Here is a 19452-nt window from a genome sequence, read left to right as displayed (position 1 = left end):
CCGCTTTTTTTGCGCTTACTTCACAACATATCCATACAGACGCTTAATACCATCTGCATCCGTTTCGCTGTAAACACCTTGCAACTCCGGCGAAAAGCCCGGCAGCAGATTTACACCCTCTTCCAGCGCCAGGAAATAACGTTGCACCGCCCCGCCCCAGATTTCACCCGGTACCACGCACAGCACGCCCGGAGGATAAGGCAGCGCACCTTCTGCCGCAACGCGACCTGCGGCATCACAAATACGCACCAGTTCGACATCACCACGGATAAAGGCGCTGTTGGCATCCTGCGGGTTCATCGCCACGGCAGGCAAACTCTCCTGTCGGAACATCGCTTTTTGCAGATCCTTCACATCAAAGCTGACGTATAAATCGTGCATCTCCTGACACAGTTCACGCAGCGTGTAATCCCGATAGCGTACCGGATACTTGTTGAAGATGGTGGGCAGCACATCTGCCAGCGGCGTATCGTCCTCAATGTGCTGCTCAAACTGCGCCAGCATCGCCACCAGTTGCGCCAGTTTCTCGGTGCTTTCTGCCGGGGTCAGCAGGAACAGAATCGAGTTAAGGTCGCATTTCTCCGGAACAATGCCGTTTTCACGCAGGTAATGCGCCAGAATCGTCGCCGGAATACCAAACTCAGTATATTGCCCGGTTTGCGCATCAATGCCCGGAGTAGTTAACAATAGCTTGCAGGGATCAACGAAGTACTGGTCGCGCGCGTAGCCGGAAAAACCATGCCATTTAGCACCCGGTTCAAAGCTAAAGAAGCGGCGCTCGCTGGCAATCACCTGCGTCGGATAGCTTTCCCACGGCTTACCATCAACTACCGGAGGAATAAACGGCTGAATCATCTTACAGTGGGTAAGAATCGCTTTACGGGCCTCAATGCCCAGCGCTACACACTCCGCCCATAGCCGACGCCCGCTCTCGCCTTCATGGATTTTGGCGTTAACATCCAGCGCCGCAAACAGCGGGTAAAACGGACTAGTGGAAGCATGCAGCATAAATGCATTGTTCAGACGTTTATGCGGACAGAACCGCGCCTGACCGCGAATATGGTTATCCTTTTTGTGGATCTGCGAGGTTTGCGAGAATCCGGCCTGCTGTTTGTGTACCGACTGGGTGACAAAGATCCCCGGATCGTCAGCATTGAGCTCCAGTAGCAGCGGTGACCCATCGGCCATCATCGGAATAAATTGCTCGTAGCCAACCCAGGCAGAATCAAACAGGATGTAATCGCACAGGCTACCGATCTTGTCGATCACCTGCCGGGCGTTGTAGATCGTACCGTCATAGGTACCAAGCTGAATGATTGCAAGGCGGAACGGGCGCGGCTGGTCAGCCTTGTGCGGCGCAACGTCACGTAGTTGCTGGCGCAGATACGCCTCATCAAAGCAGTGCTCGTCAATGCCGCCAATAAAGCCAAACGGATTACGCGCCGCTTCCAGATAAACCGGCGTCGCACCTGCCTGGATCAGCGCACCGTGGTGGTTCGACTTATGGTTGTTGCGGTCAAACAGCACCAGATCGCCGCGCGTCAGCAGCGCATTGGTCACCACTTTATTCGCCGCAGAGGTCCCGTTCAGCACAAAGTAGGTTTTATCCGCGTGAAAAACTTTCGCGGCAAATTTCTGCGCATGTTTCGCTGATCCCTCATGAATCAGCAGATCGCCCAGCTTAACGTCAGCGTTGCACATATCCGCGCGGAACAGGTTCTCGCCAAAGAACTCATAGAAATGTCTGCCCGCCGGATGCTTCTTAAAAAACTCACCGTGCTGGTGTCCCGGGCAGGCAAACGTGCTGTTCCCCATTTCGACATACTGGGTAAGCGTGTCATAGAACGGCGGCAGCAACTCTTCCTCATACTGACAGGCAGCAGACTCCAGCTCCAGCCAGTCCTGAGCCTGACCGCAAATCACCGCGTTAACGCCCGCAGGTACATCGACATCAGACTCTGCGAACAAAAACACCGGTATATGAAAACCAGTGCGTTTCAGCAAAGCCAGGATCCCACTGCGGCTGTCCGCAACGGTAATGACGACTGCCGCGACGTCAGTAAAATCGGTGCTGTCCAGCGCAACCACCTGGCGATGGCTGGAAAGACGAGAAGCCAGTTCACCACTGGCGGCAATTTTCATTGATTTCATAAGCGCAATAACCCGTTTCGGGAAAATCAAAAGTCCCGGGCAAAGCCGCATTGCTTTGCCCACGAAATGACGGGTCAAACTGGTTACCAGCCCCGACCGCCAGACATCAGTAAAAGCAGATAGCCTCTGATCTTACTGTTATCCTGCAGTGAGCGTACGCTGCCCTCACCGCATGGTGAGAGCGTGAAGATAAGTCGCAGGAAGGGGCGAACGTCGCGCAAAAAGGCGATGTTGAAGGCGATGTAGGGGGAGTAATATCATCCCAGGCAGCCCCATTCAGACAGGAGAAAATTCGCGCAATCATGGCACCTTTCACCTACTGGCGCAAGATAAAATCCTGTGCTTAAACCTTACAGATAAACAAGCATTTCGTCTGACAATAGCGGCATAATAATGCAATCTGAAACATAATTTCACCCAAACAGTTGCCTTTAACATCAAGACGATAATGGGTATGCAGGAGCAAACGTGGTAATCGGACCCTTTATTAATGCCAGCGCCATTTTATTAGGCGGTGTTCTCGGCGCGCTGCTCAGTCAGCACTTACCCGAACGTATTCGGATCTCAATGACCTCAATATTCGGGTTGTGCTCGTTGGGAATTGGTATCTTGTTGGTTATCAAATGCGTTAACTTGCCGGTGATGGTTCTGGCGACACTGATCGGTGCATTAATTGGCGAATTCTGCCATCTGGAAAAAGGAATCAATGCCGCGGTTGCCAAAGCGCAACAGCTTTTCACCAAATCGGATGTCAATGCAACACACGAATCCTTTATCCAAAGCTATGTGGCGATCATCGTGTTGTTTTGCGCCAGCGGGACCGGGATATTCGGGGCAATCCATGAAGGGATGACCGGCGATCCTAATATTTTAATCGCCAAGTCATTTCTCGATTTCTTCACCGCTATTATCTTCGCCTGCTCGCTAGGGATCGCCGTGTCTGCCATTTTCATACCGATGCTGGCAATTCAGTTGACGCTTGCCACCTGTGCGGCTCTGATTTTACCGCTGACAACCCCAGCCATGATGGCCGATTTCAGCGCTGTAGGCGGACTGTTGCTACTTGCAACCGGTTTGCGGATTTGCGGCATTAAAATGTTTGCGGTGGTGAATATGCTTCCTGCCCTTCTACTGGCAATGCCGCTTTCCGCCGCGTGGACGGCTTTTTTTGCCTGAGAATGCGTGCAATAGCAACAATGTGGTGATAGATTGTGCAGTCTGCATTGATTTGAAGAAATTTCGTTGACGAAACGAAGTGAATCGGGTTTAATGCGCCTCGTTGCCCGGATAGCTCAGTCGGTAGAGCAGGGGATTGAAAATCCCCGTGTCCTTGGTTCGATTCCGAGTCCGGGCACCAAAATTTAGTTTCATGGCGTTCCTATAAGTCCTGAAACGTTAAAAAATCAGTAAGTTAAAGAAACCTGATGGTGCTGAAAAGTTCCGTCAGGTTTTTTGACATCCAGAGTTTTTGGGGCTTAATTGGGGGCCTGTTGGTTCGATAAACTCTGGAGCCCCCGCTATGCCACTCACCGATACCGCCATCCGCAACGCCAAGCCCATCGACAAACCTTACAAGCTCAGTGACGCGCAGGGCCTGTACCTGCTGATTAAGCCCAACGGTTCTAAACTCTGGCAACTCAAGTACCGCTTTGGCGGCAAGGAAAAGAAGCTGGCGTTTGGCGCTTACCCGACCGTGACGCTGGCGAATGCACGCAAGCTGCGTGAAGAGGCTCGCGCCGTACTCAGCGCGGGTGACGATCCGGGGGTGAAAAAGCAGCAGGAGAAGCAGGCAAAGAAAAGCGGCAATACCTTTGAAGAGATCGCCCGCAAATGGGTGGCAGGGAATATCCGCTGGACTGAGGCACACGCCGCCAAAGCCCTGCGCTCGCTGGAGCTGCACGTATTTCCGCTGATTGGCAAAATTCCCGTTACCGACCTGAAAACCGCCGATCTGCTGATCCCGCTGCGGGTAGCGGAGAGAAAAGGCAATCTGGAGACCGCCGCACGCATTCAGCAGCGCACCACGGCGATCATGCGCTATGCGGTGCAGGAGAGCCTGATCGCCAGCAATCCGGCCAACGATCTGACAGGTGCCATCGCGCCGCCGCCGAAAAACCACTACCCCGCCCTGCCGCTGGAAAAGATGCCGGAATTACTGGAGCGACTGGAAAGCTATTCCGGCAGATTACTGACCCGGCTGGCGGTACAGCTTAACCTGCTGATCTTTATCCGCTCCAGTGAGCTGCGCTTTGCCCGCTGGGCGGAGATCGATCTGGATGGCGCAATGTGGACTATCCCTGCGCAGCGTGAGCCTATTCCGGGTGTACGCTATTCAGAGCGTGGCGCAAAGATGAAAACCCCGCATCTGGTGCCGCTGTCAAAACAGGCGGTGACGGTGCTGAAGCAGCTAAAACTGCTGTCCGGCAACAGTGAGCTGCTGTTTCCCGGCGATCACGATCCGCGCAAGCCGATGAGCGAGAACACCATCAACAAGGCGCTGCGGGTAATGAGTTACGATACGAAGGTGGACGTCTGCGGTCATGGCTTCCGCACGATGGCCTGTAGTGCGCTGATTGAGTCCGGGCGCTGGTCGAAAGATGCGGTTGAGCGGCAGATGAGCCATCAGGAACGTAACAACGTTCGCGCCGCGTATATCCACAAGGCGGAGCACCTCGACGAGCGCACGCAGATGATGCAGTGGTGGTCGGACTGGCTCGACGCCTGTCGGCAGAAGTTTGTTGCGCCATATCGGTATGACAGACAGGTTCAGGTAGCCTGAGCACGTTAATAAGCCACACCGGAAAGCAGATCTCAGCGGATCTGCTTTTATTTGCACTTACTTTGGTCCTTTTTAATCTGATGTTATTCAGCGCTTCCCCTTTTATGGTGGCGACTGATAACATGCTCAGTGTCACTCTACCTGCTTTTTACTTCCTGTTTTTCCTTTCTAACAAAACTTCTTATTCTATTTTTATTGGAGAATTTTATGTCAAACCTCCAGCAGCGTATTGTTATTACCGGCGGGCCAGGTTCCGGTAAAAGCACACTCATTGACGCTTTGATTACTAAAGGTTATACGTGCTTGCCTGAAGCTGGCAGAGGCGTTATTCAGACTCAGGTTTCCATCAATGGAAATGCGCTTCCATGGAGCGACAGAATGGCTTTTGCAGAATGGATGCTATGCTGGGAAATGCGTTCATGGCATGCCGTTGAAGGGTGCAATGAGATCTGCTTTTTTGATCGAGGAATTCCTGATATTGCAGGCTATCTCAACTTATGTCATTTGCCTGTACCCGCCCATTTAGATAAAGCCATTCAGACATTTCGTTACAGTAAACAAGTGTTTATTGCGCCTCCATGGCCAGAAATTTACACACAGGATGCGGAGCGAAAACAGTCGATTGAGGAGGCCGAACTGACATATCTCGCAATGGTGACCACTTATCAAAAATACGGTTACCAGCTACTTGAATTACCTCGAGCCTCAGTGGAGAAACGGGCTGAGTTTGTCATTTCTAATATAGCCAATAAGGGAAAAAACTGAACCAACATATTTTGCAGGTTTTTAAAAGTTGCTGCGGTTCTGCTTTTAATTTGCACCAGTATCAAAATCCATTTCGCTGCGCCAGATCCCCCCAGTTAAATGTCGAACTGCGCCAGTTCCGGCCTTTTAAGCCCTTTGGCCCTTTCCGGTCTGGCGCTGTTACCCTTAGCGTCCCCTTATCCCTTCGACCTTTTCATGATTGCACCAGAACAGGAAATTACTCCTCTTCCCACCGTCCGTAGACCTGCACCACATACCGCCCGCGTCCGTCGCCGTGGCCCAAATCCATTGAGGTCAGCGCCAGCGCTTCTTTGTCGCTGAATCCCTGCGCCAGATAGTGACGGATGGCATCCTGCGCCCACGCATAGCGCAGTGAGTGCGGGGTATAATTCCCCGTCAATCCGGCTTCAGCGAGCGCTCCCCGCCAGTAATTCATGGCCTTCTGGAGGCTGGGCTGATCAATCAGTCTGCCGTTACGCAACTCTGCGACAGATAAGGCGTTATCCAGCGCTTTTTTCACTGCGCCAGTATCCTAAATAATAGTTTCACGGGGACGATGCCCCTTGGTGCCAAACACCACCGTCAGCCGGGTTTCGCCGCGCTCCATCGCCTGCCTCCACGTTTTCAGTGACTGACAGCACTGAACCGCTTCCTGCGAGCGCAACCCCATCAGCCTTGCCAGTTCCAGCGTTACCGCCAGCCCTGCGTCTTTATCGCGGGCGGCTTCCAGTACCTTGCTGTAATACTCCGGTGTGATGGCCCGGTTGGTGCCGTTACGCGATGCGCCAGCCAGCCCTAATGCTTTATTGGTCAGTCGCTCATGTTCAGCCACCTGCCTACGTCCGGCCTGTTGCAGTACGCCGCGCAGTGCGGCCATTTCATTTTGCAGCGTCCGTTTACCGATTTCCTGCGCCAGCCGCGCCTGAATGTAGTATTCAATATGGCGAACCTTGATCTGCTCCACCCGCTGGATCTGGATATTCAGCGAGCGTAAATGGTGGCTGAACCGCTGCACAATATGAATGCGGTCATCCACCGTTTTAAAACTGCCACCGACCTTTTTCGCCAGCGCCTTCATTTCACCGCCTAATTTACCCATAGCTACCCCTTGCCGCTGTTAAAAAGCACAATCTGGCCCCGGCGTATGCTTTATGGCTGCGCCAGAACGATACCTTCACGCCGGGGTGGCAGGTTGTTGAGGTGTAGGGAGTTTCAGACTGTACGCGGTACAGGCTGCCTGCCGTAGCAGGAAATTCTCCGGGGCATCATACCCCCCTCGGTATCGATCTTCTTCTCCTTTTTATGGCTGACTGCGGCCTGAAAGCGGCGTGTCAGTGTGGGGGATTGAGGGCGCAGGCCGGATTTTCCGTGGCTTGCGTCGGCGTGGTGGAACGGCGTCACTTGCGCCCGTGATACGGGACTCAAGTGACGCCCGGTCAGGTGTCGTGCTCTGAAAGAGGCAGTTCTGGTGCAGATTTACGGTCACGCGGCAGCAAAGCCCGTAAGGTAAACAGCGCTGGTGTGGCAGCAGGTGCGGGATTTACCGGAAAGTTTCCGGCGCGGTGAAACATCGACCAGTGGACTGGTGCAGGTAAAAAGCGCTGAAATTCAGCAGGTGTAAGTGAGCCGTGAAATCGGGTGATTTCCGGTTGGGTGAAATGACAGCCGATGAACTGGCGCAGTTAAAGAATGCATCGTGTATGAACTTCGGGCCTCCGCCGCGATGTTCTGCGACCCGGTGTTTGCAGAGGTCTGCACCGGTAAAGGGATCAACCGTCCTGATAACAGGTGCTTCTTTCAGGTTTTGAAGCAAAGGGAGCTGTCGACGACAGCATATTGCAGGAGGGAGATTACACCCGGTTTATGAGGATGAAAAGGGGAAATCTTTTTTCTGGAAATTGAGTTGTTTGTGGATTTTTCGTCATTCTGTGAATGGCAGTCTGCCGCGCTTCGCTTGCCTTCTCCCGATCTTCAGCCAGCAGAGCTGACAGAAGATCGGGAGAGTCTGTTTTAACTTGGTCTGTGATAGCGGGAAGGCCAGATTTGCTCAGGCGCAATGCCCAGCGCTTCGGCGATCAGCCTTTCACCTTTGGGCCAGTAGCGTGGAGGACGCCAGCCCTGAGTTGCGGGAAACGGCGGACAGCGACGTTCCACGCTTTTTCAGCGCCGCGATAATGTCGGCGGAATGCCAGTCCGGTTGCATCATGCCGCCACCCCGTCAATAAACTTTACGCCGTCAGGTGTACGCAGCCAACGCGGGGCTTTCATTTCTGCCGCAAAGTAATTGATCAGGTCATACAACAGCCAGCTAAGGTATTTCTCCGTTTCAGAGGAAAACCCCTGCCCCGCCAGCGTCTGCGTCAGGGCAAGGCAGTAGTTACATAGCTCGGTACATTCAGGCCCAAACTGAGGGGCGTTTGCGGGGAGGGTGTCAACGGTCAGGCTTTCAACAAGATGGGGCGGGACGGGGTCTAACAGCGTGGGCTGGAGCAGCGTCAGAGCGGTGTTGAGTCTGCCGCAGAGCGCCATTTTTAACGCGATATCTTTACTTTCAATCAGGGTTTCAGCGAAGTTTTCGCAGTGGCTGGCAAGGACGGTGAAGTCCGTAGCGGCATTGAAGGGAACGGCAAGTAACGGGTGTGTTTGGATTGGGGTAGTAGCCATAAGGCAACCTCCGGTATGTGAATTTAAATTCCACCACCGAAGAGACCAATCTTCCGGGTGGTGGACTGAACGGAGTTGGTCTTACCGGCCATACCTACACCGGCGCACCTTGCAGTGCCCCCGCCCAGCCCACCATAGAGGTATAGCCGAACGCACGACATAAAAAAGACGCTAACGCGCCATATGTCGCAGGTATGATATTCGGGAGACCAATCCCGGCACCTGAATTTGCAGGCGCCGGGAAAAGATACCGCTATTGGTAACAGACGGCAAGAAATTTTTAGCCCCTTATTTAATTATTCTCCACCCGCCTACATTATTATTCTTTAAAGTATAAATCCCATATATCTCCAGCCATTTATCACCATCGAGAACAATAGGACGCATTGAGTGAATATTCTTTTCACCGGTAACAACCCAAACTATATTCAATTCATTTTTTAATAAAAATTGCTCTAGTTTATCTTTATCAACAATGAGTGCTGATTTATTTTCACAGTGAATAGACGGATCCAAAAATGTAACATCGCCATCACTATCCAACCATTCCCCTGTATTTTCAGAATAATTCAACTTCATACCATGATACATAAATTCGCAAGGTGCCAGATATGATAGTTCATTATCACCGGACGAATCAGACTCCCAATGATGACTTTCAGATGTCAGACAAACCGTCGCAATGGGTTTTCCCTGCTTTTGCCAATCAGTATAAATATTCTGCCATCCCTTATCTCCGTAGTACGGGTCGTCAAAATATTGATATGCAGGCGACCAGTAATACTCTCGGCTAAAGACTCGGTATTGATCATGCGATTCTGGTAAATTTCGGATTAATGACAGATCTTTATTCAAATTGGATATTAGCGTTGGTAATTCACCTTCTTTTACTAAATAACTTCTAATATGATACCAAAGGTGTTTTTTTGCATAGCCATATTCGTCCTCACCAAGAGGAAGTGGCTCATCCCATGTAAAAAAGCCATCAAGCAATAAATATTTTTTATCATCAGCAGACAGAACTGATATCAGTTCAAGTGGATCAGGTAAATTAGCCTCTCTCTTCAACCAATCATTAATAGTGCCATCCCAGTCATTATATGGATTTTCATTATTCCAGAAGCTTTTTTGTCTTATAATCTCTTTGCTATAAGATGGCGTGGTTGGATCTATTTTTCTGACAAACAACTCCCAGGGTCCCTGAAACCAGACATAATTTTTCGACTCTGACCAGCGGCTTCCCCCTTCGGCCACCTGATGATTGTCCGCAATACGCGCCAAAACCTCATACAATGCAATCCATTGGTATTTTTTACCTATTCTTTCTTTTTTGTTCCTGCTTCTATCCCCCTCACTGGCGTATCGATCAAACTGTCCATGCTTCTCAACATCATAGCCATATTTCTCAAAAATCAGTTTACAGGCATAGTTACTTAGATCATTAGGGTCAAAATCACACCATCCAGATAATGCACTCTGAAAAGTATAACGTCCGAAATCACCATAGCTACAGATCCCCCGTCCATACTCAGTAACCATTGAGCTTAATATTGCATTTTGTCCCCAATAGTAATCTTTAAAATCCGCAGCATTATAATCATATTTATACGCATCAATTTCCTCATTGGTTGGGAAAGTCGTTGGAAAATCACTTCGATATGGAGGCCGAATAATATCAACATTATCCATTTGATATACTTTTTTATATAAAGCATATTCTATTATATTTCTGGCATAATCCCTGACAAGAACATTAGGATATACTTCTTCAGCTTCAAAAATAGTGGCAACAATATTTTCAGACAATTTATCTAAATCATCCAGAGTAACAGAATTTAAAACCGCGCCATAAGAGGCCGCCAGGATCCGCTCCAGTACGTAAGGATCATTAACATCTTTAAAGCTGTCTATGAGCGCCGTAATCGTTTTAATATTATTTTTCAATAAATTGGCTAACGATTTCGTTGCGCCATCTCGTAATTTTATATTCGTGCTCGTCAGTAGCCATGACAGCGCCTTAGCAGCCAGTAATCTTGAGTCATCCGATAAATAAAACTTATCCTCTTCCGCGCCAGCCCAGTCAATTAAACGCTGCATCGAAGAAGTTTCGTAATAATCTAAATTATGGAGATACTTCGTCCAGAATGAATCTCTGATTGCCATTGAATGTTTTGAAAGAAATTTGTGTAACTTGTCTGCGTTATAAATATGTTCGGGGTCGGAGGATACGGTATAAACCATTTGCATAAAGGCATCAAAGCCGTTATCAAATGGAATGATATATTTATTAATATATTCAAGCGTCTTTTTCTCAATATTATCAGGCTTACGCCAGATAAGACTTGAGATAAATGCACGAATAATACCATCATGTTTTTTATACTCAACTTCAACCAATTCATAAAGCTCTTTGCCAAATTTCTCAGGCAACTGAATAGAAAGTGATTCAATTATACCCTGATAAAAATAGCTCGATTTTATATATTTATATAACTCACCATTCTCTTTAAAAAAAGAATCTAGTGCATCATTATTATTTATTGAATATTTATCTAAGAGAAAAGATACTGTCAGATGGTCTTCAAATCGTTCATAAGCCAGATATACCCCTTCTTCATAATTATCTTTCGAATTCCAATAGATATTCTTTGACAATATCCCTTCTGAAATTAATTCATCGAGAAAACGACGTCGATCACTATATCGACCAATGATTTTCTCTGCAATATCAAATGCTGCTTCATACGGAATAAAACTCAAGTCATTATTTAGCTTATATTCTATTAATTCATTAATGGTTTTCTCTATAAGCTTAAAATTTTCAGGGTAATTGAAAGAGGAAGGTCTCGATAACTTAGCCTCAATACTGTTTATGAAAAATGAAATGATATTACTTATCCCAGAATATCCTTTCGGAATTTTATTTAATCCAGAGCGATATAGACCTTCGCAAAAAATTTTAAGAAAAAGTGGATTACTGAATTCAGGATGTAATATCGGGACTCCCGGTTGCTCTATACCATATTGAGAAAAGAAGAACTTAGATGCCTGATATTCGACACTCCCAAAACCAGAATGAGCAATTCGTGTTATTTTATTTTCATCGAAAAAGTCTTTGGGGACAATTAATTTTTCATATGAGCTTCTGATACTCAAAACAAGCCCAAGCCAAGGATATTTAGAGAGCTGATTTATCATGCCGACAATATAATCGGGCCAAAAATACCGTCCTTTCCCTTCATTGATTGCATCAATAATAAATAGCAGACGTTCTCCCTGAGCCTCAGCTCTGGCATTCAATGCCCCTAATAAGACATTTTCTTTACCATCAACACGCAGAATATTTCTTAGTATTTGTGTCCATGGTGACTCTTCTGATACAAAGTTTTGCCCCAGAAGTAATAGGCAAGGAATCCTACTTTTTATTCGATGGTTTGCTATATCCGCTAATAAATGAGATTTTCCAATCCCGGCCTCCCCTGACAGAATCATTAGAGGGCTATTTGCCAATTTCAGCATTGGGCCCTTGATAAAGTCTGAAAAGTCAGAAATTGCCTGCCATGCATTATTAACCTGATACCTCAGATCGTCATTTTTCTTTTCGCTATTATCAATAAATTCATGTTCAAAATCAGATAAGTACTTACTAATATTATCTATGTGACTCAACAATAAATTTATATCAAACTGTTCCAATGCACGGTCTTCGGGAACAAAGCTGTCTTTAACATCAGAAATCCAGCGTTTAAATTGTTCGGATGTGTTATTACCAGAATAATGAATGGCTCTATCTGTAAACTTGTTAAGTTTTGAAAGAAAATCATGAAAATATTTATGTGTTACCTTATAAAAACCACTATTTCTGCTAATTGCATCAAAATTCCTGGAAATATCCAGTTCGACATTCAGTTCTGGAGTATATCGCTTGCCAAGGTTTTTAGTACTCTCTTCTATCTGTTCGCTAAACCAACGAATGGTAAACTCTTCCGCTGAGAACCAAAAATGTAACCGGCCAGCATTATTCTCTTGTGATAACCGATGGGTTAGTTCCGAGCTTCCCCAATACTCAATACTGATATTTCTTCCTAGCCCTTTAGCGTATTGAGTCCATTCAGCAACCTTTTTATTCCATTTATCCATAAACCAATCCTGATCCTTTCTACGAGGATCCTGTCGATCTAACGGAATACAGATATAATATTTGGTAAGATTTGGATGTGTTTTTAAAGCAGTTTCAAATGATTCTTTTAACTGTTTCCACTGAGCATCACCCATACTAAAAAAATACTTTGCCTGCCAGCCATATTCAGTTCCATCATCAAGTACACAATAGGCTTCGACGCCACCATCTGGCGCTGCCACACGGCGAAAATCTATTTTGTTAATAATAGGTTCTTCTCTTGCTAACTGACAAATCAGTTCTTCAAAAGCATTATTTTGAGAATTGTTGAACGTCCTGATACTTTCCCATCTTATCGACATATTATTTCCTTACGATGTGCGTTCAAATCAAACGACACGAGGCGCACGTTTATTGAATATCGCAACCAGATATAGCATTAAACTGCACTATACCCCTGCTTCGGGTCATTCTTATACTGTGGAAAAGCCAGTTTCAGTTCTCCTTGTTCCACCAGCGGTTTTAAGTACTGCTGACGCAGCGCGTTAGGGTTACGACTAAGGATCTGTCCCAGCGCAGCAACGGAAATATACTGCCCCTGACATACTTTCAGGATCACACTCTTCATCAGCGCTTTATCCCCCAGACGTAACCTTCCACGTGGAACGGCAGCCAGAGCAAACAACGAATCCCGGAAAGCATCAGTGAGATTTTCAACATCATCAATATAAGGTCGATCGATAAAACGGTTGAGCAACCGTCCATACTCATCCCGGGATGCGGGCTGATCGTCCCCGGCGTTATACGTGGAGCTTTCCTCGTTATGTGTGGACCTCTGCTCGTTATGTGTGGAGTTCCCTTCGTTATGTGTGGACCTCTTCTCGTTATATGTGGAGTTCCCCTCGTTATGTGTGGACCTCTGCTCGTTATATGTGGAGTTCCCCTCGTTATGTGTGGAGCTCACAACTGCACCTAACGAGAAAACTTCATCCGGCGTCATGACCGATACGCCGGGCAAGGTGTAATATTTGCTTTTCTGCTCACCCCCAGCGACCAGAAAACCTTTACTTTCCAGACGTGGAAGCGTCAACGTGACTTCGCGGGAATGACGGGTTGTTAACTGGCAGGCGCGTTCATGATTGACCCAACCTTCAATAGCCGCGGTTGCAACAATCACCTGTTCAAAATCATCAAGCTGATCAAAAGTCTCGCCAAATCGTTGATGCAAATCATCCAGAACGTGCTGCGGGATCAGGCTGGCGGTTGGTAACTCCAGTATTGTCTGTGCCGGGAAGGGATTTTCTCTCAGTCTCGGCATGCGCCAGTTGGTCGTTCGCCAGCCGCTAAAAATCTTCGGCATTCCTGAACCTGCACGTTCACCCAGACCAATCAGCAAAAACATCTGGTGTAGCAACCTGTTGCGGCAATCACTGACGCCGCCTGCAATCACATCCTCCAACGGCAGGCGCATCAAGCCGGGATTGCGAAAGCCAAACATATCGGGACGTTTGACGATCAGAATAGAAACCCGGTCGGTAAAATCAGCATGGACCAGCGTGTTGACCAACGCTTCACGCAGCGCGATATGTACTGGCGTATCCGTTTTGCGCTGACCCTCTTCAAGGGTAAACGGGACTTTCAGATCGGCGACCAGCTTTTGGTATACCTTGCGATAAAAATCAAACAAGTTCCCTGACCATGTACCGTCCGGACATACCCGATCTACCCAACGTAGCTCCGTTTTAGCCTCGGGGCGTTCCTGATAGTCCACCATGTAGTTGGGCGCTGCGGCAATAATCGCATCCCATTTACCAAACATGAGAACGCCAGCCAGCGTTATACCCTCTTTTCCGGTTTCCCGGCGATGATGTTAGCAAGCGTGTCGCGCGACAGCGGCAGGTAAGGCACTACTTCCATACGCGCCAGAAGCGCGGGTTTGAAGAAGTCGGCCAGTACCGGATACAGGGCGTCGTGCAGGATTTCCGGATTGTCAGCATGTTCGACAATCACCTGATAACCCAGGTTAGAAGTGAGGAAAAACACGATGTTTTTGCAGTCAATTAGCCGTCCTTCACCGTCGGCCATCCGTCGGAGACACTGAACCGGGAATGGCAGGTAGTGAAGAGTGTGCTGGTGGGTGAGCAGCCGCAGGCACTGCACGGCAGCCAGGGTGAAGGCACCACGCTCAGTAATCGCTTTGAGGTAATACCTGCGGACAGAACCTGGCGCGTACCACCGCAGCCCAAACCCTCAGTGGATGGCCCGCAGAGTGCAATAGTGACGGGGCCTGCGGGAGAGGAGATTTTTTGTGACAAACATGGACGAGTGCGGATACGTTTTCACTGGGACCGTTATTGTCCGGGGAATGAGGACAGTTCGTGCTGGGTGAGGGTGTCGCAGGCGTGGGCGGGAACGGGGTTCGGCAACCTGGCGATACCGAGGGTGGGCCAGGAGGTTATCGTGGATTTTCTGAACGGCGACCCGGACCAGCCAATTATCATGGGGCGTACCTATCACCAGGATAACCGCTCGCCGGGGAGCCTGCCGGGGACGAAGACGCAGATGACCATTCGTTCAAAAACCTACAAGGGAGACGGGTTTAACGAACTGCGTTTTGAGGATGCGACGGGGAAGGAAGAGCTGTATATGCACGCACAGAAAGACATGACGACTGAGGTGCTGCATGACAGGACGACGACTGTGAACAACAACCATACGGAAACGGTGGTGGTAGGGCAGACGGTGAATGTGGGGAGTAAGAAGGAAGATGGACATGATCAGAAAGTGATCGTGGCGAATGATCAAAAAACAACAGTAGTTAATAATCAGATCACCGAAATTACGGAAGGAAATAAAAAAACTGATGTAAATAAAGGAGATCAGGAAATTACTCTTCATGAAGGAAAGCAAACAATAAAGGTTAAAAAAATCATCAGTGTTTCTTCAGAAGAAAAGATCGAATTTATTTGTGGGGAGTCGAGTATTACCTTGTTGGAAAATGGTGAAATTACAATTAGTGGAAAAATAATTAAGAATATTGCGAAGGATGAATATCATGTCAATACCAAAAAATTATCAGCAGATGGTAGTGAAGAGCAGGTGCTGACCGGTGGCATGTTGAAATTAAATCCATAAGTAAATTAGTTATTACCACATAAGAGAATGCGATATGGGTAAGGACGCAGCAAGACAAACGGCAGATACGGCCGGGCATGATGGTCCAATAACATCTGGTAGTAGCAACGTTTCAACAGGAGGCTTCCCGGCTGCACGTATGGGAGATACTTTTGTTTGTAAAGAGCATGGATCAGGTGTAATTAGTGAAGGTTCTAAAACAGTTATAATAAATGGAATGCCCGCAGCCAGAAAGGGAGATAAGGTTGTCTGTGGTAAAAAATCATTGCCACCAACAAAAACACCTAAACCGCCGGAATATAACTATGTAACATTAGATAAAAATACGAATGAAGATGGAACGGTAAAAGTAAAAAATCCAGATGAATTTCAGATGAGTGTTTTATTAGCCTCATCACAATTATCAGATTCAGATGGTAATGGAAATTTTGATACTGCAAATATTAAAGCTGTCGTTGAGGAGTTTCAATTAAACCATTCCATAGGCAATAGTGGTGTTAATTTTAAGATGGGAGGTACAGTCGGCAAAACGGAAATGACTACTGAGACAACAAATGGAAATAAGGGTAGCTCATTTGGTGTCGATTTAAGTGCGACTGGACTTTCTGGGAATATTGGCCTTAGCGCAGGAACACAAGGAAGTGGTAATTATACAGAAGTGGATGCTGTAGGAACCATTGGTTCAGCAGAAGCTAAAGCTGGAAGTCAAATAATTAATGATGAAGAAGAGCATCAATATGGATTCAAAACTGAACTTGGTGCTGAAGCTGCTATTGCAAAAGGAGATATAAATATTGCTGCCGAGTCAAAATATTTGAAAACAAAGGCAACTATTTCTGGTTCGGCGGGCTCTGTTGGCGCTAGTGGCGGTGCTAGTGTAGTATATGATACAGATGATATACTATTAAAAGTAGAGTTTGTAGGTGAAGTTGCTGCCCTTCTGGGGATTGGGGGGGATGTTGAAGCTGAAATTGGACCTTTCGCACCTCTTTTAGCATCTCTTTTTGGTATCAATTCTGGAACCGTTATTTCCGGCTTGGATACGGTGATTATAGGGGGGTAACATGCTCTTTGAAAAATTACGCAAAATTTTATTTGGTGTGATTTGTTTTTTATTCTTTTCTTTTTTTAGCTTTAAAATCCCAGCACTAAAAAATGTATTTCTTTTACTGGGAGGATATTTATTTATTTATTTTTCTATTTTTTCCTTCATCGAGCTAATCGCTGATAACATCTCTTCCTTTCATCAAAGAAACAATAAAAGAGGACTTCAAAAACAACCCGTTAAATATTTTATTGAGAATAAACATGACGTGATTTATTCTTATAAGATAATATTCAACGTTGGATATGCAATAATAGTTTTTCTTGTGTTGAAATCCGAGGGATTATGAAAATGTATAACAATGATGGTTTTTTTCGGAGAAAATTACATACAAATTCAATTATCAAGAAAAGCATTTTTGGCGTTGTCGTTATACATCTACAAACTCAAATAGTTTACATTATAAAATACTACTTCCGTTAACTGTCAAGCCTATTAGTATAGATCCTGTTCCTGTTTACTGGGACCGTTACTGTCCGGGGAGTAACCATAACATATGACAGTAATGAGTCACTTTATGGATTTGGCGGTGAATTAGGTGCTGAGGCAGCTGCTGCAAAGGGAGAAGTTTCAGCAGCGGGAGTAAAAATATTTTAGATTAAAAGGTTCTCTTGGTTGCAGTGCGGGATCTGTGGGGCTGGCTGGATCTGCTGGAGGATGGTTAGATACTGATAATATAATGTTAAAATTAAAAACAGGAGGTGAATTGGCACTCGTACTTGGACTGAAAGGTGATGTTGAGGTTCAATTTGGACCTTTTAATGATGTTCCTTTGAGTAAAAGATTAGGGTTTACTTCATCAAAATCTGGTACAATATTATCCGGCATGTCAAATATTATTATTGGTGGATGACATGAAAAAACTCTTCCGTATATTAAGATCGTTAAAAGTTTTTCATCCATTTTATAATAATCGTGTTTTTAGTTTTTTTAGGTATTGTCATATTTTATTTATCTGGATTTACAGCACAACGTTGGATTGATAACATCTCATCCATATGGGAGGGATTGTCATTTGAGATATTATTTTTATATCTGTCTATGCTACCATATATTTTACGGTTTTTTTCATTGGCAGCCCTTTTTTGTGATAAAGCAACCTCGTGTCATGAAATACATAATAAGAGTAATATTGACAAGCAGCCTATAAAATGGTTTTTAAGTACAAAGTAAAGCTATCTACTTGCATTAAAATGTTGTTTAATTTTTGGTGTATTTGTGTACTTATTGCTGAGTTAAGAAAATTATTTTATTTTTTTAATGTCGTTTAACATTGAAAATGGAGAGATAGATGAGCATCTTCGATAAAAATGATGTTTTTTATTTTCCTGAAAAAATAACGTACAGCTTTGATTATCAGGAAAAACATTTCTGGCGTTGTCGTTATACTTCCGCAAACTCAAAGAGTTTACATTATAAAATACTGCTTCCGCTGGCAGTCAGACCTATTATTATAGAACCAACATCTGTTGATGGATTGGACGGAGTTAATATCATTGGCAGTTACCAAACCATACCTGAATATCAATCTTCATTTATGGAGGTAAATGTGGTTTATGAACATATAAAGAATGATATTGACGCCAGTGACTGGCTTGATAAGATATTATCCCTTCTTGGCGAAAAGATTATTAACCGTAAAGACAATTATAGTGTTAGTGGTAAATATTCTGATGTATTAACAAGCAATGAGTTTGACAGCGATAAAATAATATCCAGGATTAGAGTGTTCAAAAATTATGATTTCGAACATAAAGGAGCCAATCTAATTATGGTAAAAGCCAGTTGCCCCCATAAAAATTATGAGTCGTTGGCAGAGAGTTTTCTTCATTGCATCAAGTTTTTTACTTTGATTAATGATTCAAAATGGCATCTGGCAGAAGAACTTAAAAGCATAAATTTAGATATACCGTCAGATTATTCATTTTTTTATCCGAATTCATGGCAGTATACAGAACGATATAATAATGAAAAAATGAGTTATTTTTATTTATCTCAGAAAGGGGCAGAAAAAATATCTGGAGATATTAGTGGCTATTTTTTATGTGATAACGCCGTGATTAACAAAGAAATGATTTGTGATTTAATTGTTAAAAAATTAAAAGATAATAAGTATTCCGTGATAAATGAATTTAGCCTAAATGAAGAACGGAATATTTTTAATAAGAATATATCTGAACTGTGGTCGGGTACGTTCAGTGTAAGCAATGAACATAATCGTAATGGTGAACTGGTTGTGTCCGCTGGCCGGATTGAGAATGCCTGGTTTTATTTTATTGGGATATCGGCAAACAGAACGTCAAGCTTTATGTCATGGGCAGTGGTAAAACGAACGATGGATATAATCATTAATTCTTTAAATAATTACGATTTATCTTATGAAGATAATTTCTATGGACAGAAGTAGTTTACAGGGCCACTGCTTTTAGCTGCGAATAACTGTCTGGGCTGTAGTGGTGACTCTTTGTCCTGATAAGGAACATTTAAAATGCATACCCTGGTGAGAAAACTGGTTTCGGGCGTGCTCCAAATCATCAAAAATATATAAATGGTTTTAATATGAACAATGAGTATTATAAAGTAACTGAAGAGTTAATTCATAAAGACTTGATGCAATATCAGAGTCCATAGTAGAGGAAAATGAAAAAAAAACCAGAGTAAGGGAGGCCATACTTTCTGACTTACGAGAAGCCGGAATAACTATCAGAACACGAAGTGACTGGAATGCAAAAA

General features: G+C 45.5%; 11 protein-coding genes, 1 tRNA gene and 4 pseudogenes. 9 read left to right on the top strand and 7 right to left on the bottom strand.

Annotated features, from left to right (window positions below; genetic code table 11):
- Positions 1–15 precede the first annotated feature (15 nt).
- The gene (locus tag OGX66_RS14890) at positions 16–2151 is read right to left on the bottom strand and encodes an ornithine decarboxylase (protein ID WP_003838203.1); all 2136 of its coding nucleotides are present in this window, start codon (positions 2149–2151) and stop codon (positions 16–18) included.
- Between the two features lie 468 nt (positions 2152–2619).
- Here OGX66_RS14890 and OGX66_RS14885 point away from each other — a divergent pair, with 468 nt between their 5' ends.
- From OGX66_RS14885 to OGX66_RS14870, 4 genes are all read left to right on the top strand, one after another.
- Entirely contained in the window at positions 2620–3327 is a 708-nt protein-coding gene (locus tag OGX66_RS14885; protein ID WP_003846348.1) for a DUF554 domain-containing protein, read from the top strand.
- 105 nt (positions 3328–3432) lie between these two features.
- Positions 3433–3508, top strand: a tRNA-Phe gene (locus OGX66_RS14880).
- A gap of 162 nt (positions 3509–3670) precedes the next feature.
- A complete protein-coding gene (locus OGX66_RS14875; RefSeq protein WP_088903070.1) occupies positions 3671–4930 on the top strand; it encodes a tyrosine-type recombinase/integrase in 1260 nt (419 codons plus the stop codon).
- 207 nt (positions 4931–5137) lie between these two features.
- Entirely contained in the window at positions 5138–5695 is a 558-nt protein-coding gene (locus OGX66_RS14870) for an AAA family ATPase (protein WP_048213204.1), read from the top strand.
- 217 nt (positions 5696–5912) lie between these two features.
- Here OGX66_RS14870 and OGX66_RS14865 read toward each other — a convergent pair.
- From OGX66_RS14865 to OGX66_RS14840, 6 genes and pseudogenes are all read right to left on the bottom strand, one after another.
- Positions 5913–6794, bottom strand: a pseudogene (locus OGX66_RS14865) (integrase domain-containing protein).
- 911 nt (positions 6795–7705) lie between these two features.
- A pseudogene (locus OGX66_RS14860) lies at positions 7706–7901 on the bottom strand (helix-turn-helix domain-containing protein).
- Positions 7898–8359 carry a hypothetical protein gene (locus OGX66_RS14855; protein WP_088903068.1) on the bottom strand — a complete coding sequence of 154 codons (462 nt, stop codon included), beginning with the start codon at positions 8357–8359 and terminating at the stop codon, positions 7898–7900. Before OGX66_RS14855 ends, OGX66_RS14860 begins: the two are co-directional and overlap by 4 nt.
- 288 nt (positions 8360–8647) lie before the next feature.
- Positions 8648–12841, bottom strand: a complete 4194-nt coding sequence (locus OGX66_RS14850; RefSeq protein WP_136345909.1) for an NACHT domain-containing protein — start codon at positions 12839–12841, stop codon at positions 8648–8650.
- A gap of 77 nt (positions 12842–12918) precedes the next feature.
- Positions 12919–14298, bottom strand: a complete 1380-nt coding sequence (locus OGX66_RS14845; protein ID WP_270922705.1) for a putative DNA binding domain-containing protein — start codon at positions 14296–14298, stop codon at positions 12919–12921.
- 35 nt (positions 14299–14333) lie between these two features.
- Positions 14334–14564 (bottom strand): annotated as a pseudogene (locus tag OGX66_RS14840) (AAA family ATPase); the annotation flags it as partial.
- Here OGX66_RS14840 and tssI point away from each other — a divergent pair.
- The 5 genes and pseudogenes from tssI to OGX66_RS14815 all read left to right on the top strand — a co-directional run.
- A pseudogene (gene tssI, locus OGX66_RS14835) lies at positions 14559–15614 on the top strand (type VI secretion system tip protein TssI/VgrG); the annotation flags it as partial. The pseudogenes OGX66_RS14840 and tssI overlap by 6 nt on opposite strands.
- 34 nt (positions 15615–15648) lie before the next feature.
- The gene (locus OGX66_RS14830) at positions 15649–16677 is read left to right on the top strand and encodes a PAAR domain-containing protein (protein ID WP_136345919.1); all 1029 of its coding nucleotides are present in this window, start codon (positions 15649–15651) and stop codon (positions 16675–16677) included.
- Position 16678: 1 nt separating this feature from the next.
- Positions 16679–17008 (top strand): hypothetical protein, encoded by a 330-nt coding sequence (locus OGX66_RS14825; protein WP_044713752.1) that lies wholly within the window; start codon positions 16679–16681, stop codon positions 17006–17008.
- A 342-nt stretch (positions 17009–17350) separates the two neighbouring features.
- The gene (locus tag OGX66_RS14820) at positions 17351–17572 is read left to right on the top strand and encodes a hypothetical protein (protein ID WP_136345920.1); all 222 of its coding nucleotides are present in this window, start codon (positions 17351–17353) and stop codon (positions 17570–17572) included.
- Positions 17573–18010: 438 nt separating this feature from the next.
- Positions 18011–19126 carry a hypothetical protein gene (locus OGX66_RS14815; protein WP_136345921.1) on the top strand — a complete coding sequence of 372 codons (1116 nt, stop codon included), beginning with the start codon at positions 18011–18013 and terminating at the stop codon, positions 19124–19126.
- Positions 19127–19452 lie beyond the last annotated feature (326 nt).

Origin of the sequence: Citrobacter sp. Cf072 (assembly GCF_030334485.1) — a bacterium.
Lineage (GTDB): Bacteria > Pseudomonadota > Gammaproteobacteria > Enterobacterales > Enterobacteriaceae > Citrobacter > Citrobacter freundii.
The sequence above is the reverse complement of the archived record's forward strand: the minus strand, read 5'-3'. Positions and strand labels throughout refer to the sequence as shown.